The 25,689-nt window shown below is 48.8% G+C and carries 22 protein-coding genes and 1 tRNA gene; 15 read left to right on the top strand and 8 right to left on the bottom strand.

Annotated features, from left to right (window positions below; all coding sequences use genetic code 11):
• Window positions 1-331: 331 nt before the first annotated feature.
• The gene (locus tag M4J38_RS18760) at window positions 332-703 is read right to left on the bottom strand and encodes a DUF3127 domain-containing protein (RefSeq protein WP_251761344.1); all 372 of its coding nucleotides are present in this window, start codon (window positions 701-703) and stop codon (window positions 332-334) included.
• A 102-nt stretch (window positions 704-805) separates the two neighbouring features.
• On the opposite strand from M4J38_RS18760, the gene M4J38_RS18755 reads away from it, so the two are divergent.
• From M4J38_RS18755 to M4J38_RS18740, 4 genes are all read left to right on the top strand, one after another.
• Window positions 806-1,546 carry a 5'-nucleotidase C-terminal domain-containing protein gene (locus M4J38_RS18755; RefSeq protein WP_251761343.1) on the top strand — a complete coding sequence of 247 codons (741 nt, stop codon included), beginning with the start codon at window positions 806-808 and terminating at the stop codon, window positions 1,544-1,546.
• Window positions 1,536-2,459, top strand: a complete 924-nt coding sequence (locus M4J38_RS18750) for a bifunctional UDP-sugar hydrolase/5'-nucleotidase (protein WP_251761342.1) — start codon at window positions 1,536-1,538, stop codon at window positions 2,457-2,459. Before M4J38_RS18755 ends, M4J38_RS18750 begins: the two co-directional genes overlap by 11 nt.
• Window positions 2,460-2,606: 147 nt before the next feature.
• On the top strand, window positions 2,607-4,040 hold the full coding sequence (dnaA, locus tag M4J38_RS18745) for a chromosomal replication initiator protein DnaA (protein WP_251761341.1): 1,434 nt from the start codon (window positions 2,607-2,609) through the stop codon (window positions 4,038-4,040).
• A gap of 408 nt (window positions 4,041-4,448) precedes the next feature.
• A tRNA-Ser gene (locus tag M4J38_RS18740) sits at window positions 4,449-4,537 on the top strand.
• 135 nt (window positions 4,538-4,672) lie between these two features.
• Here the strand turns inward: M4J38_RS18740 and M4J38_RS18735 are convergent.
• Entirely contained in the window at window positions 4,673-7,051 is a 2,379-nt protein-coding gene (locus tag M4J38_RS18735; RefSeq protein WP_251761340.1) for a GEVED domain-containing protein, read from the bottom strand.
• A 3-nt stretch (window positions 7,052-7,054) separates the two neighbouring features.
• Here M4J38_RS18735 and M4J38_RS18730 point away from each other — a divergent pair, with 3 nt between their 5' ends.
• From M4J38_RS18730 to M4J38_RS18705, 6 genes are all read left to right on the top strand, one after another.
• Window positions 7,055-7,249: a hypothetical protein gene (locus M4J38_RS18730; RefSeq protein WP_251761339.1), complete on the top strand. Its 195-nt coding sequence runs from the start codon at window positions 7,055-7,057 to the stop codon at window positions 7,247-7,249.
• Window positions 7,250-7,578: 329 nt separating this feature from the next.
• On the top strand, window positions 7,579-9,219 hold the full coding sequence (locus M4J38_RS18725; protein ID WP_251761338.1) for a T9SS type A sorting domain-containing protein: 1,641 nt from the start codon (window positions 7,579-7,581) through the stop codon (window positions 9,217-9,219).
• A 133-nt stretch (window positions 9,220-9,352) separates the two neighbouring features.
• Window positions 9,353-10,153 carry a hypothetical protein gene (locus tag M4J38_RS18720; RefSeq protein WP_251761337.1) on the top strand — a complete coding sequence of 267 codons (801 nt, stop codon included), beginning with the start codon at window positions 9,353-9,355 and terminating at the stop codon, window positions 10,151-10,153.
• A 16-nt stretch (window positions 10,154-10,169) separates the two neighbouring features.
• Window positions 10,170-11,138, top strand: a complete 969-nt coding sequence (locus M4J38_RS18715; protein WP_251761336.1) for a T9SS type A sorting domain-containing protein — start codon at window positions 10,170-10,172, stop codon at window positions 11,136-11,138.
• A gap of 206 nt (window positions 11,139-11,344) precedes the next feature.
• Window positions 11,345-12,313 carry an alpha/beta fold hydrolase gene (locus M4J38_RS18710; protein ID WP_251761335.1) on the top strand — a complete coding sequence of 323 codons (969 nt, stop codon included), beginning with the start codon at window positions 11,345-11,347 and terminating at the stop codon, window positions 12,311-12,313.
• 129 nt (window positions 12,314-12,442) lie between these two features.
• Window positions 12,443-13,300: a helix-turn-helix domain-containing protein gene (locus tag M4J38_RS18705; protein WP_251761334.1), complete on the top strand. Its 858-nt coding sequence runs from the start codon at window positions 12,443-12,445 to the stop codon at window positions 13,298-13,300.
• A gap of 4 nt (window positions 13,301-13,304) precedes the next feature.
• Here M4J38_RS18705 and M4J38_RS18700 read toward each other — a convergent pair whose 3' ends face one another.
• Complete coding sequence (locus tag M4J38_RS18700; protein WP_251761333.1) at window positions 13,305-14,006, bottom strand: SDR family NAD(P)-dependent oxidoreductase; 702 nt, start codon at window positions 14,004-14,006, stop codon at window positions 13,305-13,307.
• Between the two features lie 87 nt (window positions 14,007-14,093).
• Between M4J38_RS18700 and M4J38_RS18695 the strand changes: the two genes are divergently transcribed.
• Window positions 14,094-14,264 carry a DUF2256 domain-containing protein gene (locus tag M4J38_RS18695; RefSeq protein ID WP_251761332.1) on the top strand — a complete coding sequence of 57 codons (171 nt, stop codon included), beginning with the start codon at window positions 14,094-14,096 and terminating at the stop codon, window positions 14,262-14,264.
• Window positions 14,245-15,786 carry a cryptochrome/photolyase family protein gene (locus M4J38_RS18690; RefSeq protein ID WP_251761331.1) on the top strand — a complete coding sequence of 514 codons (1,542 nt, stop codon included), beginning with the start codon at window positions 14,245-14,247 and terminating at the stop codon, window positions 15,784-15,786. Before M4J38_RS18695 ends, M4J38_RS18690 begins: the two co-directional genes overlap by 20 nt.
• Window positions 15,787-15,793: 7 nt before the next feature.
• Here M4J38_RS18690 and M4J38_RS18685 read toward each other — a convergent pair whose 3' ends face one another.
• A complete protein-coding gene (locus M4J38_RS18685; protein ID WP_251761330.1) occupies window positions 15,794-16,693 on the bottom strand; it encodes an AraC family transcriptional regulator in 900 nt (299 codons plus the stop codon).
• 193 nt (window positions 16,694-16,886) lie between these two features.
• On the opposite strand from M4J38_RS18685, the gene M4J38_RS18680 reads away from it, so the two are divergent.
• The 3 genes from M4J38_RS18680 (at window position 16,887) to M4J38_RS18670 (ending at window position 21,979) form a co-directional block, all read left to right on the top strand.
• A complete protein-coding gene (locus tag M4J38_RS18680; protein WP_251761329.1) occupies window positions 16,887-18,515 on the top strand; it encodes a sigma 54-interacting transcriptional regulator in 1,629 nt (542 codons plus the stop codon).
• A gap of 107 nt (window positions 18,516-18,622) precedes the next feature.
• A complete protein-coding gene (locus tag M4J38_RS18675) occupies window positions 18,623-20,554 on the top strand; it encodes a tetratricopeptide repeat protein (RefSeq protein WP_251761328.1) in 1,932 nt (643 codons plus the stop codon).
• A gap of 21 nt (window positions 20,555-20,575) precedes the next feature.
• Entirely contained in the window at window positions 20,576-21,979 is a 1,404-nt protein-coding gene (locus M4J38_RS18670) for a sigma-54 dependent transcriptional regulator (protein WP_251761327.1), read from the top strand.
• A 2-nt stretch (window positions 21,980-21,981) separates the two neighbouring features.
• On the opposite strand, the gene M4J38_RS18665 is transcribed toward M4J38_RS18670, so the two are convergent.
• The 4 genes from M4J38_RS18665 to M4J38_RS18650 all read right to left on the bottom strand — a co-directional run bounded on the left by M4J38_RS18665 (window position 21,982) and on the right by M4J38_RS18650 (window position 25,656).
• Window positions 21,982-22,761 carry an MBL fold metallo-hydrolase gene (locus M4J38_RS18665; RefSeq protein ID WP_251761326.1) on the bottom strand — a complete coding sequence of 260 codons (780 nt, stop codon included), beginning with the start codon at window positions 22,759-22,761 and terminating at the stop codon, window positions 21,982-21,984.
• 15 nt (window positions 22,762-22,776) lie between these two features.
• The gene (locus M4J38_RS18660; RefSeq protein ID WP_251761325.1) at window positions 22,777-23,760 is read right to left on the bottom strand and encodes an alpha/beta hydrolase; all 984 of its coding nucleotides are present in this window, start codon (window positions 23,758-23,760) and stop codon (window positions 22,777-22,779) included.
• Between the two features lie 103 nt (window positions 23,761-23,863).
• A complete protein-coding gene (locus M4J38_RS18655; RefSeq protein WP_251761324.1) occupies window positions 23,864-24,649 on the bottom strand; it encodes an alpha/beta hydrolase in 786 nt (261 codons plus the stop codon).
• Window positions 24,650-24,684: 35 nt separating this feature from the next.
• Window positions 24,685-25,656 (bottom strand): alpha/beta fold hydrolase, encoded by a 972-nt coding sequence (locus tag M4J38_RS18650; RefSeq protein ID WP_251761323.1) that lies wholly within the window; start codon window positions 25,654-25,656, stop codon window positions 24,685-24,687.
• Window positions 25,657-25,689: the final 33 nt, after the last annotated feature.

Here is a 25,689-nt window from a genome sequence, read left to right as displayed (position 1 = left end):
TGGGTTCCCTGACTTTTCACATTGATTAAGCTAAATTATTACAACAACACAAACATACGAGACGCAAGGAAGCAAGGACGCAAAGCCTAAATTGTATTCGTATCTTGTTAATGTGCTGGAAGTGTTCAGTGCAACTTTAAACTCTATATAATATTTAGTAGGCAGTTTGCAGCACAATATGTAATTGCTCAATGAAACTGACAAGTATCAACTTTGCTGATTCAATCTTCACAAACCAACCTGCACTCCAACAGCTCCTTGCGTCTCTGCTCCTTTGCGTTGCGCCGTGCGCAGCACAAAGCAATTGCGGGAAACAAAAAAAACTGCGTGCTTAAAACGGCAGATCATTCTCATCTCCGGCCGGCGGCGCATCCGGATAAAACTCCGCGGAAGGTGCCTGTCCGCCACCCATCTGCAATTGTTCCATTCTCCAGGCGTCGAGGTTGGTGATATAATTTACCTGGCCGTTCTTTTCCCAGCGGGAGCCTTTCAGGTTAAAGAATACTTTCACTTCATCGCCCACTTTAAAACGGTCGGGTAAACTGGTTTTGTCCTGTACACATTGAAATTTAACGTAATTGGTGATGGTGCGTCCGTTGATCTGCTCGGATTTCTCCACCACGAATTCGCGGGTACGGAAAGTTTCGGATCGTTGCACGGTATCGTACACCGCCACCAGTTTGCCATTCAGTTCATAACTCATATTAGTGATTTTTTGAAGCGGGAAAAATAATATTGTATCCGGGTTAAAGCGTACAAAAGTAGTGGAAAAAGGCTTCATCTTTGCAGTAAACAGTCGGTACACATGATAAAACTTTCCCTTTGGCGCCTGGTGCCCATCCTGCTGCTGCTGGGCTGCTCACAGCGCTATAACACCACGGCGCTTCATTACAATTATTACCGCACCGCCGACTCCCTGCCCGCGGACGCGGGAATGCAGGCCTTGCTGAAGCCTTATGCCGATAGTGTGAAAAGAAGTATGGATCAGGTGATCGCCCAGGTGGGTACCCAATTGGAGAAGCAGCAGCCGGAAGGCACCCTGGGTAATGTGATGACGGATGCGCTCCTGGTGATGGCCAGGGAAAAATTCAACGTCAACGTGGATGCGGCCATCCTGAACTTCGGGGGCATAAGAACCACTACGGTGATGCCCGGCCCGCTCACCCGCGGAAAAGTGTTCCAGATGATGCCTTTCAACAACCTGATGCTCCTGCAAACCATGCCCGGCGATACGCTGAAGGCCTACCTTGATGTAATGGCCGGTTATGGCGGATGGCCCGTATCGGGCATCAGTTATGTGATCCGCGACAGGAAGGCTACCGATATAAAGGTGAATGGTGTTCCGCTCCGCGGCGATCAGTTGTATACTATCGCCAATTCCGATTATGTGGCCGGCGGCGGCGATCGGATGCCGGTACTCGATGTGCCCGTTAAAAACATCGGCCTGATGATGCGCGACGCGCTGATGGAATATTTTGAAAGATATGGCAGGGAAAATAAACCCATTACCGCCACGCTCCAAAATCGTGTAACCCATGCAAACTAGAAGAACCTTTATCGGGAACGGGGCCAAACTCGCCGCATCCGCTTTCCTGCCATCTTTCCTGGAAGATGACCGCACGGTAAAACTCACCATCCTGCACACGAACGATGTACACAGTATGGTTGACCCCATCCCCATGGATGGCAGTAAATACCAGGGACTGGGTGGACTCGCGAACCGGGCCGCCATCATCAACAAAATCAGGCAAACCGAAGAACATGTGTTGCTGCTGGATGCCGGGGATATTTTCCAGGGCACCCCTTATTTCAATTTCTTTAAAGGAGAAACGGAATTCAAAGCCATGGCCGCCATGGGCTACGACGCCACCACGATGGGCAACCATGACTTCGACCTGGGCATAGACAACTTCGCCCACCAACTCTCCACCCATGGAAACTTCCCCCTTATTATCTGCAACTACGATTTTAAGGGAACACCACTTCAGCACCAATACCTTCCTTATAAAATATTCAGGAAAGGGCCATTGAAGATAGGTGTGCTGGGCGTGGGCATCGAAATGAAAGGGTTGGTGCCCGATAACCTGACCGGTGGAACCGTTTACCTGGACCCCCTGCAACAGGCTAATAAAATAGCGGCGCACCTCAAAGAGAAAGAAAGGTGCGACCTCGTGATCTGTTTGTCGCACCTCGGTGATACATATGCATATAATAAAGTAAGTGATGCCGTTTTGGCCAGAGAATCGGCTCATATTGACCTGATTATAGGCGGACACACCCATACGTTTATGAACACCCCAAAAAAATATGTGAATAAGTTTGGAGGCGAGGTAATCGTGAACCAGGTAGGGTGGGGCGGAGTGATTTTAGGTAGGCTGGACTTTAGTTTCAGCCGTATTTCGGGCAAACGGCTGGTGAATACACATACTGTTCCTGTTGAAGAAAATCCAAGGGAATAAAAAATTTTTTTTTCAACATAATTTCGGGAATTTCGCTCCCCTGTCTTAAAATTTTCGATATCTTGTTAGTAAGCTGTGGATATCCGTAAAGTGGACAGAAAATCACCGAATATTCTTTACTCAATATAAAAAACTGCTTAATTCTAAATGGATAAAGACTTTGTAAAAGTTTGGAGCAATTGTTTGGAAATAATCAGGGATATTGTAGAGTGGCAGCATTTCAAAACATGGTTCGAACCTATCCGCCCGGTTGCTTTAAAAGAATCGATCCTGGTTATACAGGTACCGAGCCAGTTCTTCTATGAATACTTGGAGGAGCACTATGTGAATTTGTTGGCAAAGACTTTGCGGAGGGTATTGGGTAAAGAAGCACAACTGGAATACAGGATCATGGTAGACAGCGGCAACACCCGCAACAAACCGTTGACGATGGACGTTCCGGCGCACGGGTATAAAACTTACGCTAACAATGAAATGGATTTTCCGCTCGTTATAAACAACCCTGTCAAGAACCCCTTCGTGATCCCGGGGCTCAAGAAGATGCAGATCGATCCGCAACTGAATCCGATCTACACCTTCGATGCGTTTGTGGAAGGCGATTCCAACAGGGTGGCCCGCAGGGCCGGTAAAACCGTGGCTGAAAAACCTGGCGCGAACTCCTTCAATCCATTGGTGATTTATGGCGCCGTTGGTCTGGGTAAAACACACCTGGCCCAAAGTATCGGCAATGAAGTAAAGAAGATTCATCCCAATAAGGTGGTGCTGTACGTGAGTTCAGAAAAGTTCATCAACCAGTTCGTGGACCACAGCCGCAACAACGCCATCAACGATTTCATCCATTTCTACCAGTTGATCGACGTACTCATCATCGATGACGTGCAGTTCTTCAACCGCGCGGAAAAATCGCAGGACGCTTTCTTCGCCATCTTCAACCACCTCCACCAGAGCGGTAAACAACTGGTGCTTACTTCCGATAAAGCACCCAAAGACCTGGAAGGGGTGCAGGAAAGATTGCTGAGCCGTTTCCGCTGGGGCCTCAGTGCCGACCTCCAGCTTCCCGACTACGAAACCCGTATCGAGATACTGGAAAAGAAGATGAAGAACGACGGCGTGGAAATGCCGAAGGAAGTCGTGAAGTACCTGGCGTACAACATCAACAGCAATGTGCGTGAACTGGAAGGCGCCCTCATTTCCCTGTTGGCACAATCTTCGCTTAATAAGAGGGAAATCGACCTCGAATTGGCAAAGAAAGTACTCCGCAATTTCGTGAAAACGAGCAGCAAAGAAATTACCATCGAAACCATCCAGCGGATGGTATGCGACTATTTCGATGTAGCCTACGACAAACTCCTCCAGAAAACAAGGAAGCGCGAAGTGGTGCAGGCCCGCCAGATCACCATGTATCTCGCCAAAGCCTTCACCAAAAACTCGCTCAAAACCATCGGCGAACACTTCGGTGGCCGCGACCATACTACCGTAATTCACTCCTGCCAAACCGTGAAGGACCTGATGGATACCGATCACCTGTTCCGCGAAAACGTAATGGAATTGCAGCAGAAGGTACAATTAGCAGCCATGTAAGCACTTCTACACAAGATATTCAAGCAGGCGCATCAGCAATGATGCGCTTCTTGTTTTTAAGCCCCTCCCCAAACCCTTATTTAAGAATTTTCCTTTTACCGCTTCTTTTACATCGTCACCAACTCCTCAACGCTCCGCGCCTCCGCGAGGAAATATCCTTCAACAGCTCTTTGCGTCCGCGAGGAACGAAGCGGTCTGCCCGTGTGAAACGAAGCAGCGAAGTTGTTGCGTTGCGCCGTGCGCAGCACAAAGCAATTGCGTGAAATGAAGCAAGCAACACATTACGTGAAACGAAGCCAGCGTGAACCGTTTTTTCCCGCATTAAATATTTGGGAATTAAAACCCGTATCCTTACTTTTGCATCCCTTCCTTTTAAGGAAGAACGTTCAACACACCAGTTGATGAACGGGTGAGGTGCCTGAGAGGCCGAAAGGAGCAGTTTGCTAAACTGTCGTACGGGTTATTCTGTACCGCGGGTTCGAATCCCGCCCTCACCGCAAGATTATCACCAAAAATTTTAAGCCCGGAATATTTGTTTCCGGGCTTTTTTGTTTTAACGGCTGAACCATTTTTCAACCAAAAAAAAAGACCGCAGCTCACACAGCCGCGGTCTTTTTATGAACACCACTTCTTTACTGAATTATAATCTTCTGTTGCGCTACAACGCCGTTCTTATCCGTAGACCTTATATAATACTGTCCCCCTGGAAGTGAAGGCAGGTTAACACGGATCAGTCCGTTGCTGTAGAACTTGTTCCTTAGAACGGTACGTCCCTGCAGGTCGGTGATAAGGATATCATAAGCGCCTGCCGCCGGTGTTTGCAGATGAATAGTATTCCGTGCGGGATTCGGGTAAACGTACAGGCTATTGCCTGAAGGGAGATTTCTGATCACTCTTGTGCCGAGGTTCGTCCTTTTACCGTCGAGATCGGTTTGCCAGAGCTGGTAACGGATCAGCAGGCCGTTGGCTTGCATGTCTTTAAACTGGTAACGGAGTAACTGTTCTCCTGATCCAGCGCTGGCCACCTGGCCGATTGCTACAAAAGGCGCGCCGTCCGTACTCTTTTCGATGGTGTAATGACTATTCTGCACTTCAGCGGTGGTTTCCCACTGTAATAGCGCTTGTTGCCCGCCTGTTTTGCTCACAAAGAACTGCGTAACGGATACGGGAAGCGTAATGGTGGGCGGTACTACGGCGAAGGCATATGTTTCTTCGGTGATAAACAGGGCGCGGCTTATAGCGCCGGTTTGCATATCCATTGAATGAATTTCCGAGCCGCTGGCGTTGGCATAAAGCAGGTAAATCTTGTTGGTAAGCGGTTCCGCGTAAATGTCGATGTACACCTGGCCCGACCGTGTGCCGATCAGTTCTTCCGTACCTCCGTTCACAGATACTTTCAAGACCCTGCTGTTGGGGGATTGCTCTTCGATCCAGTATACATGCCCGTTGCGAACGGTGCTGGCATAGGGAAAGTTTGTTGTGCTGGAAATAACGGCGAAGCCGGTACCGTCGGTATTGAATTTCAGAAGATCATAACTTGAGCTGCCACTATTGTACATCCATCCGAAGATCGTATTTCCGGAGGCGGCCATCGCCATCATTTCAGTGATATCGTTATAGGGGAATCCTGTGATCGTCGTTCCGTTCCCATCAGCTAGGATGGTTGGGTTGGCGCCGTCTTTATCCACACTGTGTATTGCCGGCGCATAATCGCCATACACCACCTTGTCCGCGACCGTGAACCCCGATAACGCGTCCGGGATATTGACGATGTGCGTGAATGAACTTGCGTTAGTTTCCCAGGAATAGATGTCTTCATAGGTAGCCAGGAAAAATTTGTTGGATGCAGCATCGTACTGTATGCGTACGGCCGCGTTATCTGCTACCGGAGTTACTGCTGAAGGCCTGTTATAATACAGTTTGCCGGATGCGCCTTCATAAGCCGCGGGCAACAAGGCGCCTGTCGGGGTCGATAACAGGAATTGCCCGAAGCTGCTGCCGCTGGCATCTGCATCTACGGTTACTGTTGCCTGTTCGGTTTCATCACTGAACGCGGTGCTGCCGCCAGTTGCGGTGATGTTGTAGTACGTGCCGGAAAGTCCCTCGCTGCCGTCCCAGGCCCTGAAGCTAAAGCTGGGGGTACCGGGTGCAGTTGGGAGAAAGCGGATAAAATTAGGTTCATAGTACCAGGGCGTGTTGCCTACGCTGGTCAGTAAAAGCGCGTTGGATTCAGCCACGCCGGAGATGTTTTGCCAGGTACCATTTTTTCCGTTCCTCCACTGCCAGGTGCCATTGGTGGCGGAGACGGCTGTGATGGCGATGCCGCGAAGGGCCTTTGCCGGACGGCTGAGGTCGCCGTCGTTGCCATCCGTGATCATTTCATAATTGGTGGAGTTGAGCAGTTGTGGAATGCTCATGCCATCGTTCGTAGTGTTGCCGGCTTCCAGCGGATTGAGGAAGGGCGACCCGCTCGTGTTCAGCACAGGTGCCGTGTTTGAGCGTACCGTGAGGATGTAGTCTTCCACTTCGCCGTATACCGTGCCACATGGGTCAATGGTACTGCCCTGTGTAGTGATGAGTACCCGGATGCGCATACTGCCCGTGGTGGCATGCGCGGGAATATTCAGGCTGTAGGAAGTGCCCGTTTGCCCGCCGACTATTGTTCCGTTTGTGCGGTTCAGTTCTTCTAATGGATCAGAAAAATCACCATCGTTGTTAACGTCACCAAAGATGGCGATGGTAAATGGGGTATTTACGCTGGCGTTCGCCTGTATCCAGATCGAATAGTTCTGGTGCCTGTTCACGGTTCCCGAAGAACTGCCCACTACCTGTGAGTACCCGGTGTTCGCACTGGTTGGACCCTGGCCGTTGGTAAGTGCCGCGGTGTAACCGAAATTGATGAAAGTAATGTGCAGGTTGTTCTGATTGGAAATTGTGGGCGTGCAGTATTGTGCGTTTGAAGTTAATGAGACAAGGCAATAGAGCGCAAGGAAGCGTAAAGTTTTAGGCATAGCATGATTGTTATTGGAGTAATAGGGCGCAAAGTATTTTTTTTTAATGGAAAAGCAAAAGCGACTATTCGCCTGCAAAGCGTACAGCCGCTGAAATTAATGCTGATTGAATGGTTTTTCGCCATTTTATTACTTACTGAAGTGATCGGAACGCAGTGGCCGCCAAGGTCGCTTTTTCCTTTTAGTGTCAACTGGTAATCAGATAGATTTTGCCTCGGTATTCTTTGAATTTTTTTGTCGGGTAAATGGTAACTCTTAGTGGCGTTTAAGACTTAGTGTATAGATTGGTGTTAGTCATACATTGAATTTATGCTCTGAAAATTGCTTTACCTGCTAAAATTGAATAAATAAAGATTAGATTTCGTTTATACTATACAGTTATACTTCATTTATTGGCAGAAGAAATATGTTGATATTCGTCAAAAAATATCGAAATCTCAAGACCTACTGTATATTATTCCCGTTCTTTGTAGCCGATTTAATCCACATCAATTTAACCTGAATCTCACAACGCTTAACCTCCTGGCATGAAGAAATTTTTCGTACTGGCAGCAATTTTTATCGGTATTACTCCACTCCTGCATGCTCAGGTCAGCACAGAAACTTTTGAAGATGAAACGGATGTTTCCCTGAATTTTACGGATAACGGACAAGTTTTTCGTGTGGGCGCCGTGTCTAGAAACGGCTTCGATATATACTCATCCGCCTCGTCCTTCGGATGGAGTGGCACCGCGGCAGACAAACGGTTTATCGACAATACCGGTAAACCAGGTATTGGCCCGGGATTGGCGGTGTATACAAGCGGAAACGCGGGATTTGTGTTGAAAAGTATGTACCTGTTTCCGGCAAGAGCAGACGCTTCATTTACAAGTCTTACCGGCGTTTGTACCATATCCGGGTACAGGAATGGCGCGCTGGTTTACACGGCAAGTATCAGCGCCGCGAATGTGAATAAATCCTTTGGGACAAATAACGGCTATACATTGGCCGACATGAGTACCCTTGGCGGAACGAACAACAGCAATACCGTGATTGACAGTTTTACGGTTACTTGTATGGGCAACATGGAATACCTCGGGCTTGATGCCCTCAGGTGGGCTCCCGCGGCCACGCCTGGCAGTCCTGTCACGGAAACATTTGAAACAGTTACGCCCAATGCCACCACATTCACCAGCAGCGGCCAGCAATTTTTGATAGCGGATGTGTCCAGGTCACAGTTTGATATATTCTCTCAAGCCAATAAAGGATGGAATGGAACAGGGGTCGATAATAAGTTTATCGATAATACGATTTATACCTATACCAATCCGGGCTTTACCATTTCAACCGATAACGGCGCCGCGTTCACGCTCAAAAGTATGTACCTCTACCTCTCAAAGAGTACTGGTGACCTCTCCGGAATTACTGGTAGCTGCACGGTTACCGGGTACAAAAACGGTAGTGCCGTTTTCAGTTTCACTATTCCGACCGCTTCCATCAACCAGAATACTGCTTTCAGGAATGGCTATACATTGGTGGACCTGTCAACACAGGGCGGAACGAACAACAGCAATACCCCTATTGACATGTTCTCCATTACCGCCACTAATAATATAGAATACATCGGGCTGGATGCCATGACCTGGGCGCCGTCTTCCACACTGCCACTGCGCTTACTGGATTTTGAAGCCCGGAAACAAGCCACTTCAGTTGATATTCAGTGGAAAACGGATATGGAAGATCCGAACACCACTTTTACCGTGGAGAAAAGTACAGACGCACGCAATTTTACCGCGATGAAGGAAATTGAAGGGAAAACAGCGGCGGGCACACTCATCAATCAATACATCGTTACAGATCATGCCCCGTCAAAGGGTAGAAATTACTACCGTTTACGCATGGACGAAGGCGGGAAAATCACCTACAGTAAAGTAGTGTCCGTGCTCTTTGGCACCGAGGATCAGATTGGTGTAAATGTGTTCCCTAATCCTGTAAGCAATGTACTCCAGGTGGTTTGCGACAATGAACGGCTGTGGAACAAGCCTGCCACACTTTTCGATGCGCAGGGTAGGATTGTCCGTACATTCACCCTTAAAAGCCGCAACGAAATTGATGTGCGGGCCCTGACAACGGGCACATACCTGTTAAGGATGCCCGATAACACGGTGGTTAAGGTGAGAAAGTTATAGACGCCATATGGTATATAGACGCTATTGATGGGAAGAGATAACATGTTCTGACATAGGAAATGTTATCTCTCCTTTATTTAACGAATAATCTCTTTTTTATATTTGTTATATTAACACTTAAACTTAGTCCACAATGAAAAAGAAATGGTTTTCCGCAAGCTGTTTGATGTTACTCGCGCTCTGCTTTACCCAGCATCAGGTCTTTGCACAGGCGGGCATTGGTACCGCGACACCAGATGCATCAGCGATGTTACAGGTGGAAAGCACCACCAAAGGATTACTGGTTCCCCGTATGCTTGCAACGCAACGCCAGGCCATTGTTAATCCGGCGGCAGGTTTGATTGTTTACCAGACAGATGGCACACCTGGCTTTTATTACAATGCCGGCACAAGTGTAGCACCTTCCTGGGTAGTGCTGCTCAATGGCGAAAGCACTGTTGCGGCTTCAAAAATAACCGGCACCATTGGCACCAGCCAGATCGCGGATGGTGCGGTGACCACGGCAAAAATTTCAGCTTCGGGGACGGCTTCTTCCACTACTTTTTTAAGAGGAGATGGTTCATGGCAAACGCCCGCAGGGGGTGGGTCGCTTTCGCAATCTTATTCGCTGACTTTGACTGGTAATATGGGGGCTACAAACGCCATGACTACCCTAGGCACGCTTAATAACGTTGCACCAGGCACTTACCTGGTAAACATCAAACTGATGCTTACTGCTAATACCGGTGCTATTGTTGTGGGCGTCAACAACGGTACTGATTACCTGGCATCCACCTCAGCTTCAGGAGCAACAGCTGCCCCTTTTAACAGAGAATTTACTTTTCTTGTAACCCTGTCAGCAACATCCAATCTTTCGGTAAATGCTCTAGTAGGAGCAAATGGTGGTACCGCGCTTCAATCCGGTAGCGGCGTAACTCTCGTTAAACTGTACTAATCCTTAAAGTAACAACATGAGGTATAAATTACTTTTATTTGCCTGCTTGTGCGCCAACCTGGGGTACGCGCAAGTAAGCACGGGCAGCAATGGTATCACGTTGTTGTCCGGTACAACTTTTTCTTTCGAGGGACTTGCTTTGGTACCGGGTACGGACATCACGATCTCGAATAACCTGCTGGAACGTACCGCTACGCAGGCAACCAGCGCTTCGCTGAACAGCATCAGCCGTGTGTATACGCTTACCAATCCTCTGACTTTTACAGGAAGCATAGTCATCAGCTACCTTCTGGGAGAACTGAACGGCAACACCGAAGCGGCGATGCAGGTTGCTTATAACAGCCAGGCTTCGGGTGGCACCTGGACCATCAGCACAGGTAGTACGCAGGGCACGGTAGGATCGTTCAGCGTGAGCAATAGCTTCACCGGCATCAATGCCGCACGCTTTACGGCGTTCGATCCATCTTCAGCCTTACCCATTCTATTGGAGAAGTTTGAGGGAAGGGCCACTGCCGGAGGGAACCTGCTCAACTGGTCCACAAGTCTTGAAACCAATGTGCAGGAGATACAACTGGAGCGCAGCGCCAATAGTATTTCCTATACCAAAATCACGGGCTTCGCATCAAACGGTTCGGCTTCCAGTTATACTTACCTGGATAAAGACGCGACTGGTATTCAATATTACCGGCTCAAAACGGTCGATAACGATGGCAGTTTTGAATACAGTCACGTGGTGCGCTTGAGCAACAGCGCACAGGAACTTCAACTTCAGTTATCCCCGAATCCGACACCAGGACAATTGAAAATCAACGCTTCGATTGCCCAGGGACAAGTAATGCTGCACAATGCCCAGGGACAAAAAGTGTTGCAACAAAACTGGAAACAGGGTCAGATGATTGATGTACACGCACTGCCTACCGGCACTTACGTGGTAACGCTTTTTGATGGACAACAACGTTTCGTTGGAAAAATAATGAAGCAGTAAACGATTATATTTAGCATTAAAACAGCCCGGAGGTTCATTGCTTCCGGGCTGTTGCGTAAAAAAAACTGTATAGCCATAAAAAGTAGGAAAATTCTATTAAGGGAAAAATGTACCATTCCCGTCCACCTTCCTCCATTTTTCCGCGCCCATTCCTGTCTCATCTTTGTCCTGTCAAAAAACAATACAAACTTTTAAAACAGATAAAGATGAAACCTGCAGTAAACAACCTTCAAAGCATTTCTACCCCTAAATCAGATTTCAAAATCCTGAAATCCTTTTTTGCGGCCCTAACCCTGATCGCCGCGCTGTTTTTAAGTGCTCCTATCTTTGCCCAAGGGAAAAGAATACCAGCGTCAGCCGGCAGGGCCGAGTTTATAGAAGTAGAAAAAGGTGTGAACTTGCACGTTACGGATATCGGGGAAGGCGATCCTATCGTACTGATCCATGGCTGGCCCTTAAGCGATGCCATGTACGAGTACCAGTACCAGGCACTTTCCAGGAAAGGCTTCCGGGTAATCGGCATCACGCTCAGAGGGTTCGGGGCTTCAGACAAACCTTATGGAAAATATAATTTTGATGTTTTCTCCGATGACATTAAAGTAGTACTGGAAAAGCTTAATATCCGCAATGCTACCTTGGGTGGATTTTCAATGGGCGGCGCTGTAGTACTTCACTACATTACCAAATACAATGCGGCGCATGTAAAAAAGCTCGCGTTGTTCGCCGCAGCCGCCCCATCCTGGAAACAAAGACCCGGGTTCCCCTATGGCATCTCCGATGCCGGTGCGGAAGGTTTGATCAAAGCCACCATGACAGCCAGACAAGACCTAATCGCCAGCTTCGGCGCAAGTTTCCCCGCGAAAGAAGGGGCCATTTCAAAGAACGTGGAAAAATGGCTGGAAAACATCAACCTCGAAGCATCACCTTACGCCATTACCGAATCAATTACCGCACTCCGTGACCTTGACCTGCGTCCTGAATTGTCAAAAATCAATATCCCCGTAGCCATCTTCCATGGCACACAGGACAAGTTGTGCGACTTCGTTTTCGCGGAAGAACTGAACAAAGGTATCCCCAACTCCTACATCGTTAAGTTCGAAAACAGCGGTCACGCCCTTTTTGTGGAGGAAGCCGATAAGTTTAACGCGGAACTGGAAAAATTCGCGAAGCAATAACTACCGAACGGGGAGAACACTACAGGCTGTTCTCTCCGTTCTTTTTTTTTGCTGAAATCTTACCATCATCTTCCTGTCTTTTCTTCGGAATGCAGCAGAACCTGTACTTTTAACCCAACCAGTTTTAATATGACGAACGAAAAACTATTCCGGAGTAACCTTAAAACATTAGGACTTATCCCGGTAGATGAGGAAACAACGCAAAGCATTAACGGGGAAATGTATAGGCAATACATCAAAGTGCTGTTCCTGCCTGAAAATTATACGTTGAAAGTTGACCTTAACGAGTACGTCGTAAAGAAGCCCTCCTTATTTTTTGTGGCCCCGAACCAGTATTTACAGCTAACAAAAACAACGGAAGAACCTGGTTATTTTATTTTTTACAACCGCGATTTCTACTGCATCCAGATTCATGATGAAGAAGTGGCCTGCGATGGGTTATTGTTCAACAACATCCACAATATGCCGATGGTTACGCTTGAAAAAGAGGAAGTGCCTTTCGTCCGGTATATTTTCAGTCAGATGGAAGAAGAGTTCGCGCTGAAAGACACCTCACTGGAGGAAATGATCCGTACTTACCTTAAACAATTGTTTATCCGTTCAGCGCGCTGGTGGAAAAAACAGCACCTCCACAAAGAACTGGTGCAACAAAACAGCGACCTGGATTTCTTCAGGAAATTCAGCCTGCTCGTGGAAGCGCATTACAAACAAAAGCATAACGTGGCCGACTATGCGGAATTGTTGTTCATCGCCCCCAAAACAATCACGCATAAGTTTAAAAGACTCAACCTCCCGCAGCCCAACGACATCATTAAGAACAGGATCATTCTTGAAGCCAAACGCCTGCTGGTGCACACCACGCTTACGGCAAAACAGATCGGGTACGAACTGGGGTATGAAGATCCCGCTTATTTCAGCAGGATATTCGTACAGAAAACAGGCGAAACCCTATCAGGATTCAGAACGAAATTTTTGGTAGAAGGTTAGTTGGTTATACCCTCAACGCGCTCATGCCTCCGTCTACTTTCAGCACTTGCCCTGTAACCCATTTGCTTTCCCCGGAAAGCAGGTAGGCGGCGGCCGCGGCAATATCCGAAGCTTCCCCGATTTTTTTCAATGGATGCCGTTGCGCATGTGCTGTAATCTTTTCAGGTGTATTCAGTAGGCTTCCCGCCAATGGCGTTTCCGTTAAAGAAGGTGCGATGCAGTTCACGCGTATGGAAGGCGCCAGTTCCGCCGCGAGTGCACGGGTAAGGCCTTCAATCGCTCCTTTGGAAGCGCTCACCAGACTATGAAAGGGAAAGCCCGTTTGCACCGCGACAGAGCTGAACAATACAACAGAAGCATTTCCACTTTTCTTCAATGCTGGCAGCGCCGAACGTATGGCCGTAACCGCGCCCAGCACCTGCAACCTGTAATCCTGCAGGAAGTCTTCGTTGCTGCAACGCAACATGGGTTTAAGGTTGATGGCACCCACACAATAAGCCAATCCGTGTATGGTATCAAGTAAAAAGAAATAATCGGGGTTTTCACTCAATACATCCAGGTGGTGAGAACTTACATTTTCAGGACCAGCCGAAGGCTGATGCTTACAATAAGTTCCGTACACCGAAGTTGTTTTTTCCGCCGACAGCTGTTGAGACAGCGTCGCGCCTATTCCTGAACTGTGCCCGATGATGACGATATTTTTCATGCGATGCTTTCTTTTTTCGATTTCTTCAAACAGTTTAAGTTGCTTTTTGTTTGATTACGCTATTGCTATCACTAAACAATTTCAGGCATGAAACTGCGGGGGAAAACCGTGCGGAAAAATGATCTTCCCGTAAAAACCTGTGCGGCCTGCGGAAGGCCCTTTACCTGGCGGAAGAAATGGGAACGGGTTTGGGAAGAAGTGAAGTATTGCAGCGACGCCTGCCGGAAAAACAAATCGTATGCGCAAAGCAAAACATAAAACCCTTCGCCTGATCCTAGGAGACCAACTGAATTACAGGCATTCCTGGTTCCGGGATAAAGATGACTCCGTCGTTTACCTGGTGATGGAAATGAAGCAGGAAACGGGATACGTGCTGCACCACGCGCAAAAACTCATCGGCTTCTTTGCCGCCATGTACAATTTCGTGGCTTACCTCCGGAAAAACGGGCACAACGTGGTCCACCTGCTGATCGATGACAAGCGGAACAAACAGGACCTTGCGGCCAATATCCAATATTTTGTGGCGCAGGAAAAAGCGGATGCCTTCGAATATATGTATCCCGATGAATACCGCCTGGACAAACAACTTAAAGCGCTGGAAAAGCAGTTGAGCATTCCCGTAAATGCAGTGGATACCGAACATTTTTACACCACCCGCGAAGCGCTGGGCGGTTTTTTCGGAAGTAAATCACCAGTGATGGAGCGGTTCTACCGGAGTATGCGGCAGAAACACGGTATTCTTTTGTCGATGGATGGCACGCCGGAAGGAGGTGCCTGGAACTTCGATAAGGAGAACCGTAAACCCTTCAAAGGCAAGCACCAATTGCCGAAACCCAAATTGTTCTCCCATGATTATTCTGACATCTGGAAAGAGGTTCAGCAAGCTGGCATTGAAAGTTTCGGAAACCCTGATGCGCAGCGGTTCAGCTGGCCCACCACCAGGAAACAGTCGATGGAGGTAGTAAAGTATTTTATGAAACATTTGCTGCCTTCTTTTGGTATATACCAGGATGCCATGCAAACGGAGCATGCGTTTCTTTACCATGCACGCATATCTTTCGCGCTCAATACAAAAATGATCGCACCTTCGGAAGTAGTGAACATGGCCGTAACCGAATGGAAGAAGCAACACGCGGACCTCGCTTCCGTTGAAGGGTTCGTGCGGCAGATACTGGGCTGGCGCGAATTCATGCGGGGCATCTACTGGTGGAAAATGCCCGGTTACGCCGGTTTGAACAAACTTGAACACAAAACGAAACTCCCGGAATGGTGCTGGACGGGTAATACAAAAATGAACTGCCTGCATCGCGTTGTTACCCAAAGCCTTGATACAGCTTACGCGCACCATATTCAGCGTTTAATGGTAGTCGGTAATTTCCTGTTGCTGGCGGGTGTCCACCCGGATGCGGTGGACCAATGGTACCTGGGCATCTACATCGATGCCATAGAATGGGTTGAAATCACGAATACGCGCGGTATGAGCCAGTTTGCCGACGGTGGCATCGTGGGCACCAAACCTTATGTTTCCAGCGCGGCTTACATCAACAAAATGAGTGACTATTGCAAGGGCTGCCATTATAAGCCTTCCGTAAAAACAGGGGAGGGAAGTTGCCCGTTCAATAGTTTGTACTGGCATTTTTTCGACAGGCATCGCCCGGCTATGGATAAAAACCCACGGCTTGGAATGGTGTACAAAACCTGGGACAAAATGAGCGCCGATAAAAAAGAAGCCCTGCTGCTCCAGGCCGATGCCTACCTCGGTAAATTGAATGAATTGTAACCTTTGTTCAGATCGAAAGCGAAAGCCCCTTTTTAAAGTTGGAAAAGTTCATGCCCGAATTGTTTTTAAAAAACTTGCTGAAGTGCGCGAGGTCCTCGAAGCCCAGGAAATACGCGATCTCTTTCATGCTGATGTTGGAATGAATGGCCTGGCGCTTGGCTTCCAGTATAATCTGTTGCTGGATGAGGTAACTGGCGGTGAACCCGGTTATTTTTTTGACTTTCCTGTTCAGGTAATTCGGGGTAACAAAAAGTTCTGACGCGTAATCAGCCACTTGTTTTTTGGTGGTGAAATTTTCTTTCAGCAACAGGCGGAACTTTCTTACCAGGTCGGCGTCTTTTGAATCGGGGTGCTCACCGGAGCCGTTGTCCATCTTACGGGAGAGATAGATCACGAACAGGTTCAGTAGTCCGGATAATACTTCGGAGCGGAGCAGGTAAAAATTGCGGAGTTCCTTTTCCATGTTGTGCAAGATGCCCTGCATTTCCTCGCGCATTTCTTCATCTGTTTCCAGCACCGGGATGCAGTTTTCGCTGCCATAACTGTCGAGCCGGGATACCGGTCCGGCCCCCGGAGTGCTCAGGAAAAGAAAATCGCGGGAGAACGATAGCCTGTAGCCACGCGTACCTTCGTTCAGGAGCAGCCTGCGTACCTGGCCCGGAACGGCGCAGTACAACGTGTTCGCGGCAATCGTGTGCTGGGTGGAATCAATACCAATGCAACCTGTGCCTGCCTGCACCCACGTGACTTCATAATGAACCATACGTTCTTCCATTATTTCCTGTGATGGACAATGTTGCAGTAATTGCTCCAGTCTCTGAATGGAAAATTGGTCTCGCCGTTGCCTGGTTTCCACGTCTGTGCGCGAAAAATGTTGCGGCATGGTAAATGTTGAAGTGTGCGACATAACGTAAGATTTTTCTTGATGGTTGGGTGGAATGGTATTTAAAAAGGACCACCTTATAAGCCAAAAGCAATGCCACATGATAATGTGCTGATTACTATTTACTTATGAAATATCTGACAAAATATTTTTAGCCATATTTGGCTAATTGGTGAAATAAATGTTGTTATTTAGCCACGTAGAAGCAATCTTTATTATGGCAAAACAGCAAGATGATACAAAGCGACGGTCTACAGACGAAGATGCATTGCGACGCGCCATCATGGAAAAAGAAATTTTGCTGAAAGTAACCAGGGAATTGAATGCGGTGCGCCATAAAAAAGATTTGTTGCCCCTGTTAAGGAGCCTGCTGGAACAACTCTCTTTCTATAATGATATCAGCATAGCCCGTGTGGACGACAACGGGAAAACATTCAGCGCCTTTGCCTTGAACGATGCCGCGGAGCGCGTGAACGATCCTGATTACGAAGAAATGGCCGTGGCGCACCATGCTTTCCCCGACGGCGTATTCGAATGGGCGCTTCATTCCGAAATACCTGTTCTGTTCGACCTGCATGAACTGGCTTCCGCCCCCCGGCCCTTATCTTATATCACTTTCCTGCACCAGAACGGCATTTCGGATATGGTGGGGGTTTCCCTGCGGGAAGGGAACACACCCATTGGCGCGATGTTTCTTTTTTCAAAAAAGAAAATCTCTTTTACATCCCACCAGATGGGCCTCGTACAGGGCATCGCCAACCAGTTGGGTACGGTAATGGCGAACATGCTGGCCAACGAAAAACTGGCCGACCAACTCAGGGAAATTAGTCAGTATAAAATGAGGTTGGAAGAAGAGAACCAATACCTGCTGGAAGAAATGAGCAGCGCTTATTCCTTCAATGAAATGGTGGGAAAGAGTACGGTGATGCAGGAGGTCTTCAGCCAGATCGCCAAAGTGGCGCCAACAAACAGTACCGTGCTGGTGCTGGGCGAAACCGGAACCGGTAAGGAACTGGTGGCGCGTGCCATTCACAACGCCTCGCCCCGGAAGAATAAACTGCTGGTAAAAGTAAATTGCGCGGCCCTGCCCGCTAACCTGGTGGAAAGTGAATTGTTCGGGCATGAAAAAGGAAGTTTCACCGGCGCCTTCGAAAGAAAGATCGGTAAATTCGAACTGGCCAATAACGGCACTTTGTTCCTCGACGAGATCGGCGAAATGCCGCTGGAGTTACAGGTGAAACTGCTGCGCGCCATCCAGGAGAAAGAGATTGAACGCATCGGCGGGAAAGCGCCTATTAAATTAAACGTGCGCATCATCGCCGCCACCAACCGCAACCTGGAAAAGGAAGTGGATGCCGGTAATTTCAGGCAGGACTTGTTCTACAGGCTGAACGTGTTCCCTGTACTGCTTCCCCCGCTCCGGGAAAGAAAAGAAGATATCCCTTTGCTGGTGCCGGGTTTCCTCGAAAAATACGCCCGCAACGCGGGGAAAAAGGTAAAACAGGTTTCGGCGGGCGTCATGAACCAGCTCATGCGCTATGCCTGGCCGGGCAACGTGCGGGAACTTGAACACCTGGTGGAGCGTTCCGTATTGCTCACCACGGGCCCCGTGATCCGGGAACTGCAACTGCCGTCCGGTATGGCCAAAACATTGCCGGAGCCAGGAGAACCGCGCTTAAAAACGCTTGAAGAAAATGAAAGGGACCATATCATCGCGGTATTGCAAAAATGCAAAGGGAAAGTTTATGGGGAAGGTGGCGCGGCGGCCATATTAAACCTTCCGGTTTCCACTTTAAACGCACGCATTAAAAAGCTGGGCATCAGGAAGAACCTTTTATTCAACTGAGGAATGAAGATACATGGGAAACGGTCCGTACGGTTTAGCCATAAAGTTGCGCGGACACAAACGTATCTTTGCATCCTGTAAGGCGCTGTAAGCGCTGTATTATGCTTATGAGTAAACCCCTCGTTTTTTTATTGCTACTCTTGTCTTTTTCCGGCCTTATGGCACAGGAGGGCACCCGTAATGTGCTGAAGGGAAAAACTTCAGTGGATGATTATGAAAGGGTCATAAAATATTACCGTTATTATAAAACAGATTCAGCGGTCTTTTTCGCCGGGAAGGGAATGGACCTTGCACTCAGCACGAATGACAGTATCGGTATAGCGAAAATGCTGATGCAACTGGGCATGATGGACGACAACAACGGCGCATTCGACAGCGCGCAACAAAAATATACCACAGCCTTTGATTTGTTTAAACGGAAAGGTGATCAGAAAGGAACAGCCGCCGCCATGATACGGCTGGGCGTGGTGGACCTCAGGAACGGGAAGTACGATGAAGCCATGAAATGGTTCTTCTCCGCCCTGAACCTGTCGGAAAAAACAGGCGACCGGTTCGGTATGATGGAGGCCAATTACAGCATATCATGGGCCCACCAGGACAATAAGGATTTTACCAAAGCGCTGGAGTATCTGAAAAAAGCGGAAGCGCTCAATGAACAGCTTCCTTTCTCCAATATTTCACTGAACATCTTCAACCACCTTGGTGTCGTATACAGAGAAACCGGGGAATCGGAGAAAGCCAAACTTTACCTGCAGAAAGGAATAGAACGCAGCAATAGTCCTGAGTATTACGGATTGAATATTACGATGATCAACAACCTGGCCCTTGTATATGCTTCAGAAGGCGATAAAGCCAGGGCCATCGCGTTGCAAAAGCAGGCCTTGCAGCGATCCAGGGAAATCGGCAATTACCTGCGCGAATTACAATCATTGCTGGGCCTTTCAAAAACGTACGGAAAGGACCATCCCGAAGAGGCCGTGTTCTATGTAAAACAAGCTGTAGAACTGGCAAAACAGAAAAAACTTCCCCGCCAGGAAATGCGGTTTCTGAAAGTGCTGGCCGATCAGTACAAAGAACAGGGAAACTTTGAAGCGGCGCTGCTGGCAAAAGAAAGGGAACACGCGCTGGCGGACAGCTTTCTTTATAAAACGGTTTCCCGGAACATGGAATCTTTAAAGGCCGAATACGAACTGAGTAAATCGAACGCGCTGATCAAGGAACTTGATCTCGAAAATAAACGCAGGCGGATGGAATTGCAGAATGCCCGTGACCTGCGCCGTTTCTCCCTGGCAGGTATGGTATTGTTGCTTTTTGTACTGGGACTACTCTACAACCAATACCGGATCAAAAAGCAGAGCAGCCGGGAGTTGAATGATAAGAACCAATCCCTGGAAAGATTGCTCAACGAAAAAGAATGGCTGCTGAAAGAAGTGCACCACAGGGTAAAAAACAATTTGCAGACCATTACCAGTTTGCTGGAATCACAATCCGCTTACCTGAAAGATGAGGCCCTGTTGGCCGTGCGGAACAGCCAGCACCGGGTGCATGCCATGTCGCTGACCCACCAGAAGCTTTACCAGATGGAGACTTCCGCGGTAATTGATATGGCGGCGTTCGTGCCCGAATTGCTGCGTTATTTGTCGGAGAGTTTCGATACCGGCGAAAGAATCATTTTTCATACTTCGATTGACGCCATAAAGCTGGACATCTCCCAGGCGGTGCCGGTAGCGCTGGTGATGAACGAGGCCATCACGAATGCGATTAAATACGCTTTCCCCGATAACCGTTCCGGCAGCGTGAACATCGTGATGCGGCAGGAAACCGGAGAACATATTGTGGTGCTGGTGGAAGACAATGGGGTGGGGCTCCCGGAAACATGGGGCAACGGCAATGAAGATTCTCTCGGTATAAAACTGATGAAAGGATTAAGTGAAGATATTCAAGCCGTGTTTTCCATGGAAAGTAAAGCCGGAACGCGTGTGAGCATGGCGTTCCGGAAAGCACCTTTGGGAGAAACGCAGCGCATCGCTACTGTTTAAATGCTGAGCAGGATAAATGATATGAAGAAAAAAATACTGATAGTTGAAGATCAGTTCATTGAAGCCAACAACCTTCAGATGATACTGGAACGCGCGGACTATTTCGTGTGCGGCATAGCGCGTTCTGTTCCGGAAGCATTGGAAATGGTGGAAAACAACAGGCCGGATATGGTGTTGCTGGATATTTTCCTGCGGGGAAACCTAACCGGAATAGACCTGGCAAGAAAACTGAATGAAAAAAACATAGGCTTCGTATTTCTTTCCGCGAATTCGAACCAGAAAACACTGGACGAAGCGAAGGTGACAGGGCCTTACGGATTCCTGGTAAAACCTTTCCGTGAAAAAGATATCCTGGTGATGCTGGACATCGCCTGGTACCGGCATGAACAAAACTTTGCAGCGTCGCCCGGCAACAAAGCGGTTGTCTCGGGGCCTGACACTATTGATGTTCCGGCCTTCCAGCATATCATCGGCAACAGCGGAACCCTTAAAAAATTGTTGGGTACCGTGTTGATGGTGGCGCCTTCCGATGCCTCCGTACTGATCCTGGGAGAAAGCGGCACGGGCAAGGAACGTATTGCCGCGGCCATCCATGCGTTGTCTCCAAAGAAAGGCAGGCCCTTCGTGAAAGTGAATTGTGCGGCGCTGCCCGCCACTTTGATCGAATCGGAATTGTTCGGCCATGAAAGGGGCGCGTTTACAGGTGCCTTCGAAAAAAGGATCGGTAAATTCGAACAGGCCAACGGTGGTACCATCTTCCTCGATGAAATCGGTGAAATGCCGCCCGAAACCCAGGTGAAATTACTGCGGGTGTTACAGGAGAAAGAAATTGAACGCGTGGGCGGAAGCAAAACGCTGAAAATGGATGTACGCGTGATCGCTGCCACCAACCGCGACCTGCAGAAAGAGATCGCGGAAGGACGCTTCCGTATGGACCTGTATTACCGCCTGAATGTTTTTCCGCTCACCCTGCCACCCCTGCGGGAACGGAAAGAAGATATTCCCGTACTGGCAGATTATTTTATGCGCAGGTATGCAAAGGAATGTGGAAAGAACATCAAAAACATCGCCCCTCCGGCCATGGAAAAACTGCTCCGGTACGAATGGCCCGGTAACATACGGGAGTTGGAGAACCAGGTGGAAAGGGCCGTGCTGATGACGAACGAACCCTTCATTACCGACTTTGATCTCCCGGTAACACAAACGCCTGAAAAGCCAACACAGGCCCGGGATGCCGTTCGGCCAAAGACCATCGATGAAAACGAAAGGGACCACATCATTTCCGTACTCCGCAGCTGCAATGGGAAGATCTCGGGAGAAGGCGGAGCGGCCGAAATTCTTCAGATCAATGTGTCTACACTCAATTCAAGGATAAAAAAACACGGCATAAAGAAGGAGCATTATTTTTCCGTGGAGAAGAAATGAGTTCAGATGTCCACTGTTGTGCCCGGGGGAACGAAAATCGTTTTTCGTTTAACGATAGGGTCGTTTTCTATGACAGCCTTTAGTTTGTCTTCGGTCTCTTTGAAGTGTGTCCATCCTTTGTAATGTACGGGAAGAATCTTTTGTGGATCCAGCGTTTTCGCGGCTTTCAGGAGGTCCTTTCCATCCATGGTGTATTGTCCGAACCCGGTAAGGTAGCGGAACTGCACGGAACCCAGGTGTATAATCGCCGTTCCGATTTTGTACCGGCGGCCCGTTTCTTCTATCCCTTTAAAGTAGACCGTGTCGCCTGAAATATAGAGCGCGCCGTTTTGTTGCCCATCGTATTCCACGATAAAACCGATCACTTTTCCCGACAGGAACTCCGGTACCCACCAGGGGTGGTGCCTTGCGGGGGTGGCGGTAATCTTCAGTCCCGGTACTTTAGGGGTATGGATGTGGTGGGTTTCCCACGGCACAAGTCCGGTGGTATGCTCCAGTGCCCGGGCTGCGGCCCGGGTGGAAAGAATGAGTGGCGTTTTGCGCGCCAGTTCCTGCCCTTTGTGGTCGAAGTTGTCCTTGTGCTGGTGGTGGCTCAGCAGGATGAGGTCGATGTTTTCCAGGTCTATGTTCGGCGCGGGCTCACTTGTTTTGCGGGAAAAACCGCCCGACCCATGGTAATACAGTTTACCTGCATGATCCAGGGTCGGGTCGGTCATGATCCTGTACCCGTTTATATCCAGTAAAAAACACGCCGTGTCGATAGGAGTGAAAGTTGTTTTCATCGGGTGGTGTATTGGTTATTTCAACGCCTGCTTCAGTGCGGCGCCGGCGTATAGCATAGCGGATTGTACTTCAGGAATTGTTGCCAGCGGGTTCAGCAGGCCATAATCGTGGATCATGCCCTGGTACCGCACCAGTGTTACGGGAACGCCGGCCTGGTTGAGCTTCCTTGCGTAAGACTCGCCTTCATCACGCAATACATCATTCTCCGCGGTTTGCACCAGGGTGGGGGGCATTCCTTTCAGTTCATCCAGACTGGCGCGTAGCGGCGAAGCATATATTTCCGAACGTTGGGCGCTGTCGGCGATGTATTGGTCCCAGAACCAGATCATCATATTTTTTGTAAGGAACCTGTCGGTAGCGAATTTGTTGTAGGATTCCGTTTCAAAAGACGCATCTGTTACCGGCCAGAAAAGTACCTGCATTTTAAACGCGGGTCCTTTTTTATGCAACGCCATCAAGGCTACGGCGGTGGCAAGGTTACCACCTGCGCTGTTGCCCACCACAGCAAGCCTGGAGCCATCCACGTTTATTTCTGCGCCATGTTCGGCTACCCATTTGGCGGCGGCGTAACATTCGTTAACGGCGACAGGATATTTCACTTCAGGAGAGCGACTGTATTCCGCATGGATGGCCACCGCGCCAGAATGCACCACCAGGTCGCGGATGAACCTTTTGTGCGTGGGGAAATCGCCGAGTACCCAGCCGCCACCATGGTAGAACATAAAGGCGGGAAGGGCTTCTTTCACGCCCGCGGGCCGAACGATGTATATTTTTACGTTTATGCCATCCTGTGAGATGGTTCTTTCTGATGTTTCTATCCCGGAAGTATCGGCTTCTACTGAAGTTTGCGCGCCTTCCAGTACTTTCCGGGCATCTGCGGGTGCAAGTGTTTCCAATGGTTTGCCACCACCGCTGTTGAGGGCCTTCAGGAAATTTTGGGTTTTCAGCTCCAGCGCGGTATCTGTTGCATAATCAGCTACGGTAATTGTATTGTTCATATCTGGTGGATTTGTTGTTTGAGATGAATTGCTGCACGCACAAAAGAAAAGCGCGGCAATTGCGAAGAAGAATATTTGTTTCATGATGAACTTTTGGAAATGTTTATAGTTTTTTCAGCCAGTCGAGGATATAATCGGCATCTTCTTTCCAGGATTTTTGTCCCAGTACGAAATGGTTTCGGTTGGGAAATTCCTTATACTCCAGGATGGAGCCATTGTCTTTTTTGTATTTGTTGTAGTTTCTCCGGTTCAGATGCGCGGGAATCAGCGTGCCTTCTGTACCCGCGGTAAGCAGCAGTGGAGCGTGTGGCTTGTTGAAATCAACATACGCGGCGCTGGTAAGGCCACCACGTGCCACCGTCTTCGATTCAGGGATGGCCAGTTGTTCGTAGGCCTTTTTTTGTTCTGCCAGTGGCATACCGTTCACAAAAGCGTACTGCCATTTTTTGAACGACATCAGGTAGGTTTTTTTCATGGAAGTAAATAAACCCAACACCCGCCATCCGCCACGGAGAAAAGAAAATTCGTAAGGAAAAACGCCTTGCGGCGGAACGGAATGAATGGCCACCGCAGCGGCTGCATATCCTCTGTTGTTGATGATCTGGGTGATGAGGCCGCCAAGAGAATGGCCGATCACGATGGGTTTTTCCGGAAAGCTGCGTACCACTTTGATGTAATGGTCTACAAGTTGTTCCAGTGTAAGCGTGGCGAGATCGGTATCGTTCGGTTGCCGGGCGCGCAATTCGGAGGCGGTACCATTCTTGAAGGGCCATGCCGGCGCGATGGTATGATAGCCGCGGCTTTCAAAGTAGATGCGCCAATCGTCCCAGCAACTGTTGGAAACGAATGCGCCGGTAACAAAGACGATGTTTTTGGTTGTAAGTGCCATGGTATAGTTTTGAAATGAGGGTGTTTTGGCAAGGTTTATTGCGCTGCCGCCAGCCTGTTGTTGGTTTGAATGAACGAGTGGATATAGTCTGCGGTCATCTCAGGGTACTGGTGTTGCGGCCCATGTCCGGCCCTGGGAATCACCACTACCTGTGTGGTCGGCAACTTACGGTTCAGTTCAAACCAGTTCTCGGGCGGAAAACATACTTCGTGATCTCCGGAGATCACCAGGATCGGAATGGTGGTGGTGGTCAGTTTCTGACGCGCATTGTAGGGATCTTTGATGAAGTCTTCGTTGCCCATGGCATAGAATTTAAACTGATCAACCGTAACGCGTGGATCCTTTTCTTTCCTGGCGGCTATCCGGTCGTGACTTTCCTGCGCGGCTTTACGGCTGAAGGCGGAAATGGGTTCAAAGAAGAGGATCACCTCATCGGCAACATCATAATCCGGCTTATACGCTGTTTGCAGGAAGATGTCTTCAAAAGTATGTTTGTTCTCGCCCGGAGGTTTAGTGCCGATCAGGATGGTTTGCGCTACCAGTTCAGGATTTTCCGTGGTCACGATCTGCGCCACCCATCCGCCGAACGACCATCCCCCGAGAATGACCTTCTGATGTCCCAAAGCTTTCGCGAGATCAATCACATCGCTGGAAAATGTTTTCATATCCGTATGTGGCTCACCGGTAGATGATGCCAGCCCTGTGTAATTAAAAATGATCACCTCGTAATTTTTCGCCAGCGCGTCGATAAACGCCGGATCCCAATCATCCATATTGCCTCGGAAACGTTGGCAGAGGATCATGGGTGCTCCGGAACCAACGGTGCGGTAAGCGATTTTTCGGCCATTGATATCGGCGAATTGCGTAGGTGCATTCACTGCTGTAATGCTTGGTTTGTCTGACATAAGTGTATTTTTTGTGTTGTCGTTTTTACAACCGGCGAATGCCAGCAGGCAGAGGATGTAAGCCGGAAGCATGGTGCGTGGAAGAAGGATGATTTGTCTCATGGTAGTATGTTTAATGGAATGGAACAAAGCTAT

Source organism: Parasegetibacter sp. NRK P23 (assembly GCF_023721715.1).
GTDB lineage: Bacteria > Bacteroidota > Bacteroidia > Chitinophagales > Chitinophagaceae > Parasegetibacter.
Note: the sequence above shows the minus strand (reverse complement) of the source record. Positions and strands in the feature narration are given on the sequence as shown.

Bases quoted from the DNA above. Each gene is read 5' to 3' on its own strand.
- M4J38_RS18760 (WP_251761344.1), bottom strand. From the start codon at position 703: ATGAGTTATGAACTGAATGGCAAACTGGTGGCGGTGTACGATACCGTG.
- M4J38_RS18755 (WP_251761343.1), top strand. From the start codon at position 806: ATGATAAAACTTTCCCTTTGGCGCCTGGTGCCCATCCTGCTGCTGCTG.
- M4J38_RS18750 (WP_251761342.1), top strand. From the start codon at position 1,536: ATGCAAACTAGAAGAACCTTTATCGGGAACGGGGCCAAACTCGCCGCA.
- dnaA (WP_251761341.1), top strand. From the start codon at position 2,607: ATGGATAAAGACTTTGTAAAAGTTTGGAGCAATTGTTTGGAAATAATC.
- M4J38_RS18735 (WP_251761340.1), bottom strand. From the start codon at position 7,051: ATGCCTAAAACTTTACGCTTCCTTGCGCTCTATTGCCTTGTCTCATTA.
- M4J38_RS18730 (WP_251761339.1), top strand. From the start codon at position 7,055: ATGATTGTTATTGGAGTAATAGGGCGCAAAGTATTTTTTTTTAATGGA.
- M4J38_RS18725 (WP_251761338.1), top strand. From the start codon at position 7,579: ATGAAGAAATTTTTCGTACTGGCAGCAATTTTTATCGGTATTACTCCA.
- M4J38_RS18720 (WP_251761337.1), top strand. From the start codon at position 9,353: ATGAAAAAGAAATGGTTTTCCGCAAGCTGTTTGATGTTACTCGCGCTC.
- M4J38_RS18715 (WP_251761336.1), top strand. From the start codon at position 10,170: ATGAGGTATAAATTACTTTTATTTGCCTGCTTGTGCGCCAACCTGGGG.
- M4J38_RS18710 (WP_251761335.1), top strand. From the start codon at position 11,345: ATGAAACCTGCAGTAAACAACCTTCAAAGCATTTCTACCCCTAAATCA.
- M4J38_RS18705 (WP_251761334.1), top strand. From the start codon at position 12,443: ATGACGAACGAAAAACTATTCCGGAGTAACCTTAAAACATTAGGACTT.
- M4J38_RS18700 (WP_251761333.1), bottom strand. From the start codon at position 14,006: ATGAAAAATATCGTCATCATCGGGCACAGTTCAGGAATAGGCGCGACG.
- M4J38_RS18695 (WP_251761332.1), top strand. From the start codon at position 14,094: ATGAAACTGCGGGGGAAAACCGTGCGGAAAAATGATCTTCCCGTAAAA.
- M4J38_RS18690 (WP_251761331.1), top strand. From the start codon at position 14,245: ATGCGCAAAGCAAAACATAAAACCCTTCGCCTGATCCTAGGAGACCAA.
- M4J38_RS18685 (WP_251761330.1), bottom strand. From the start codon at position 16,693: ATGTCGCACACTTCAACATTTACCATGCCGCAACATTTTTCGCGCACA.
- M4J38_RS18680 (WP_251761329.1), top strand. From the start codon at position 16,887: ATGGCAAAACAGCAAGATGATACAAAGCGACGGTCTACAGACGAAGAT.
- M4J38_RS18675 (WP_251761328.1), top strand. From the start codon at position 18,623: ATGAGTAAACCCCTCGTTTTTTTATTGCTACTCTTGTCTTTTTCCGGC.
- M4J38_RS18670 (WP_251761327.1), top strand. From the start codon at position 20,576: ATGAAGAAAAAAATACTGATAGTTGAAGATCAGTTCATTGAAGCCAAC.
- M4J38_RS18665 (WP_251761326.1), bottom strand. From the start codon at position 22,761: ATGAAAACAACTTTCACTCCTATCGACACGGCGTGTTTTTTACTGGAT.
- M4J38_RS18660 (WP_251761325.1), bottom strand. From the start codon at position 23,760: ATGAACAATACAATTACCGTAGCTGATTATGCAACAGATACCGCGCTG.
- M4J38_RS18655 (WP_251761324.1), bottom strand. From the start codon at position 24,649: ATGGCACTTACAACCAAAAACATCGTCTTTGTTACCGGCGCATTCGTT.
- M4J38_RS18650 (WP_251761323.1), bottom strand. From the start codon at position 25,656: ATGAGACAAATCATCCTTCTTCCACGCACCATGCTTCCGGCTTACATC.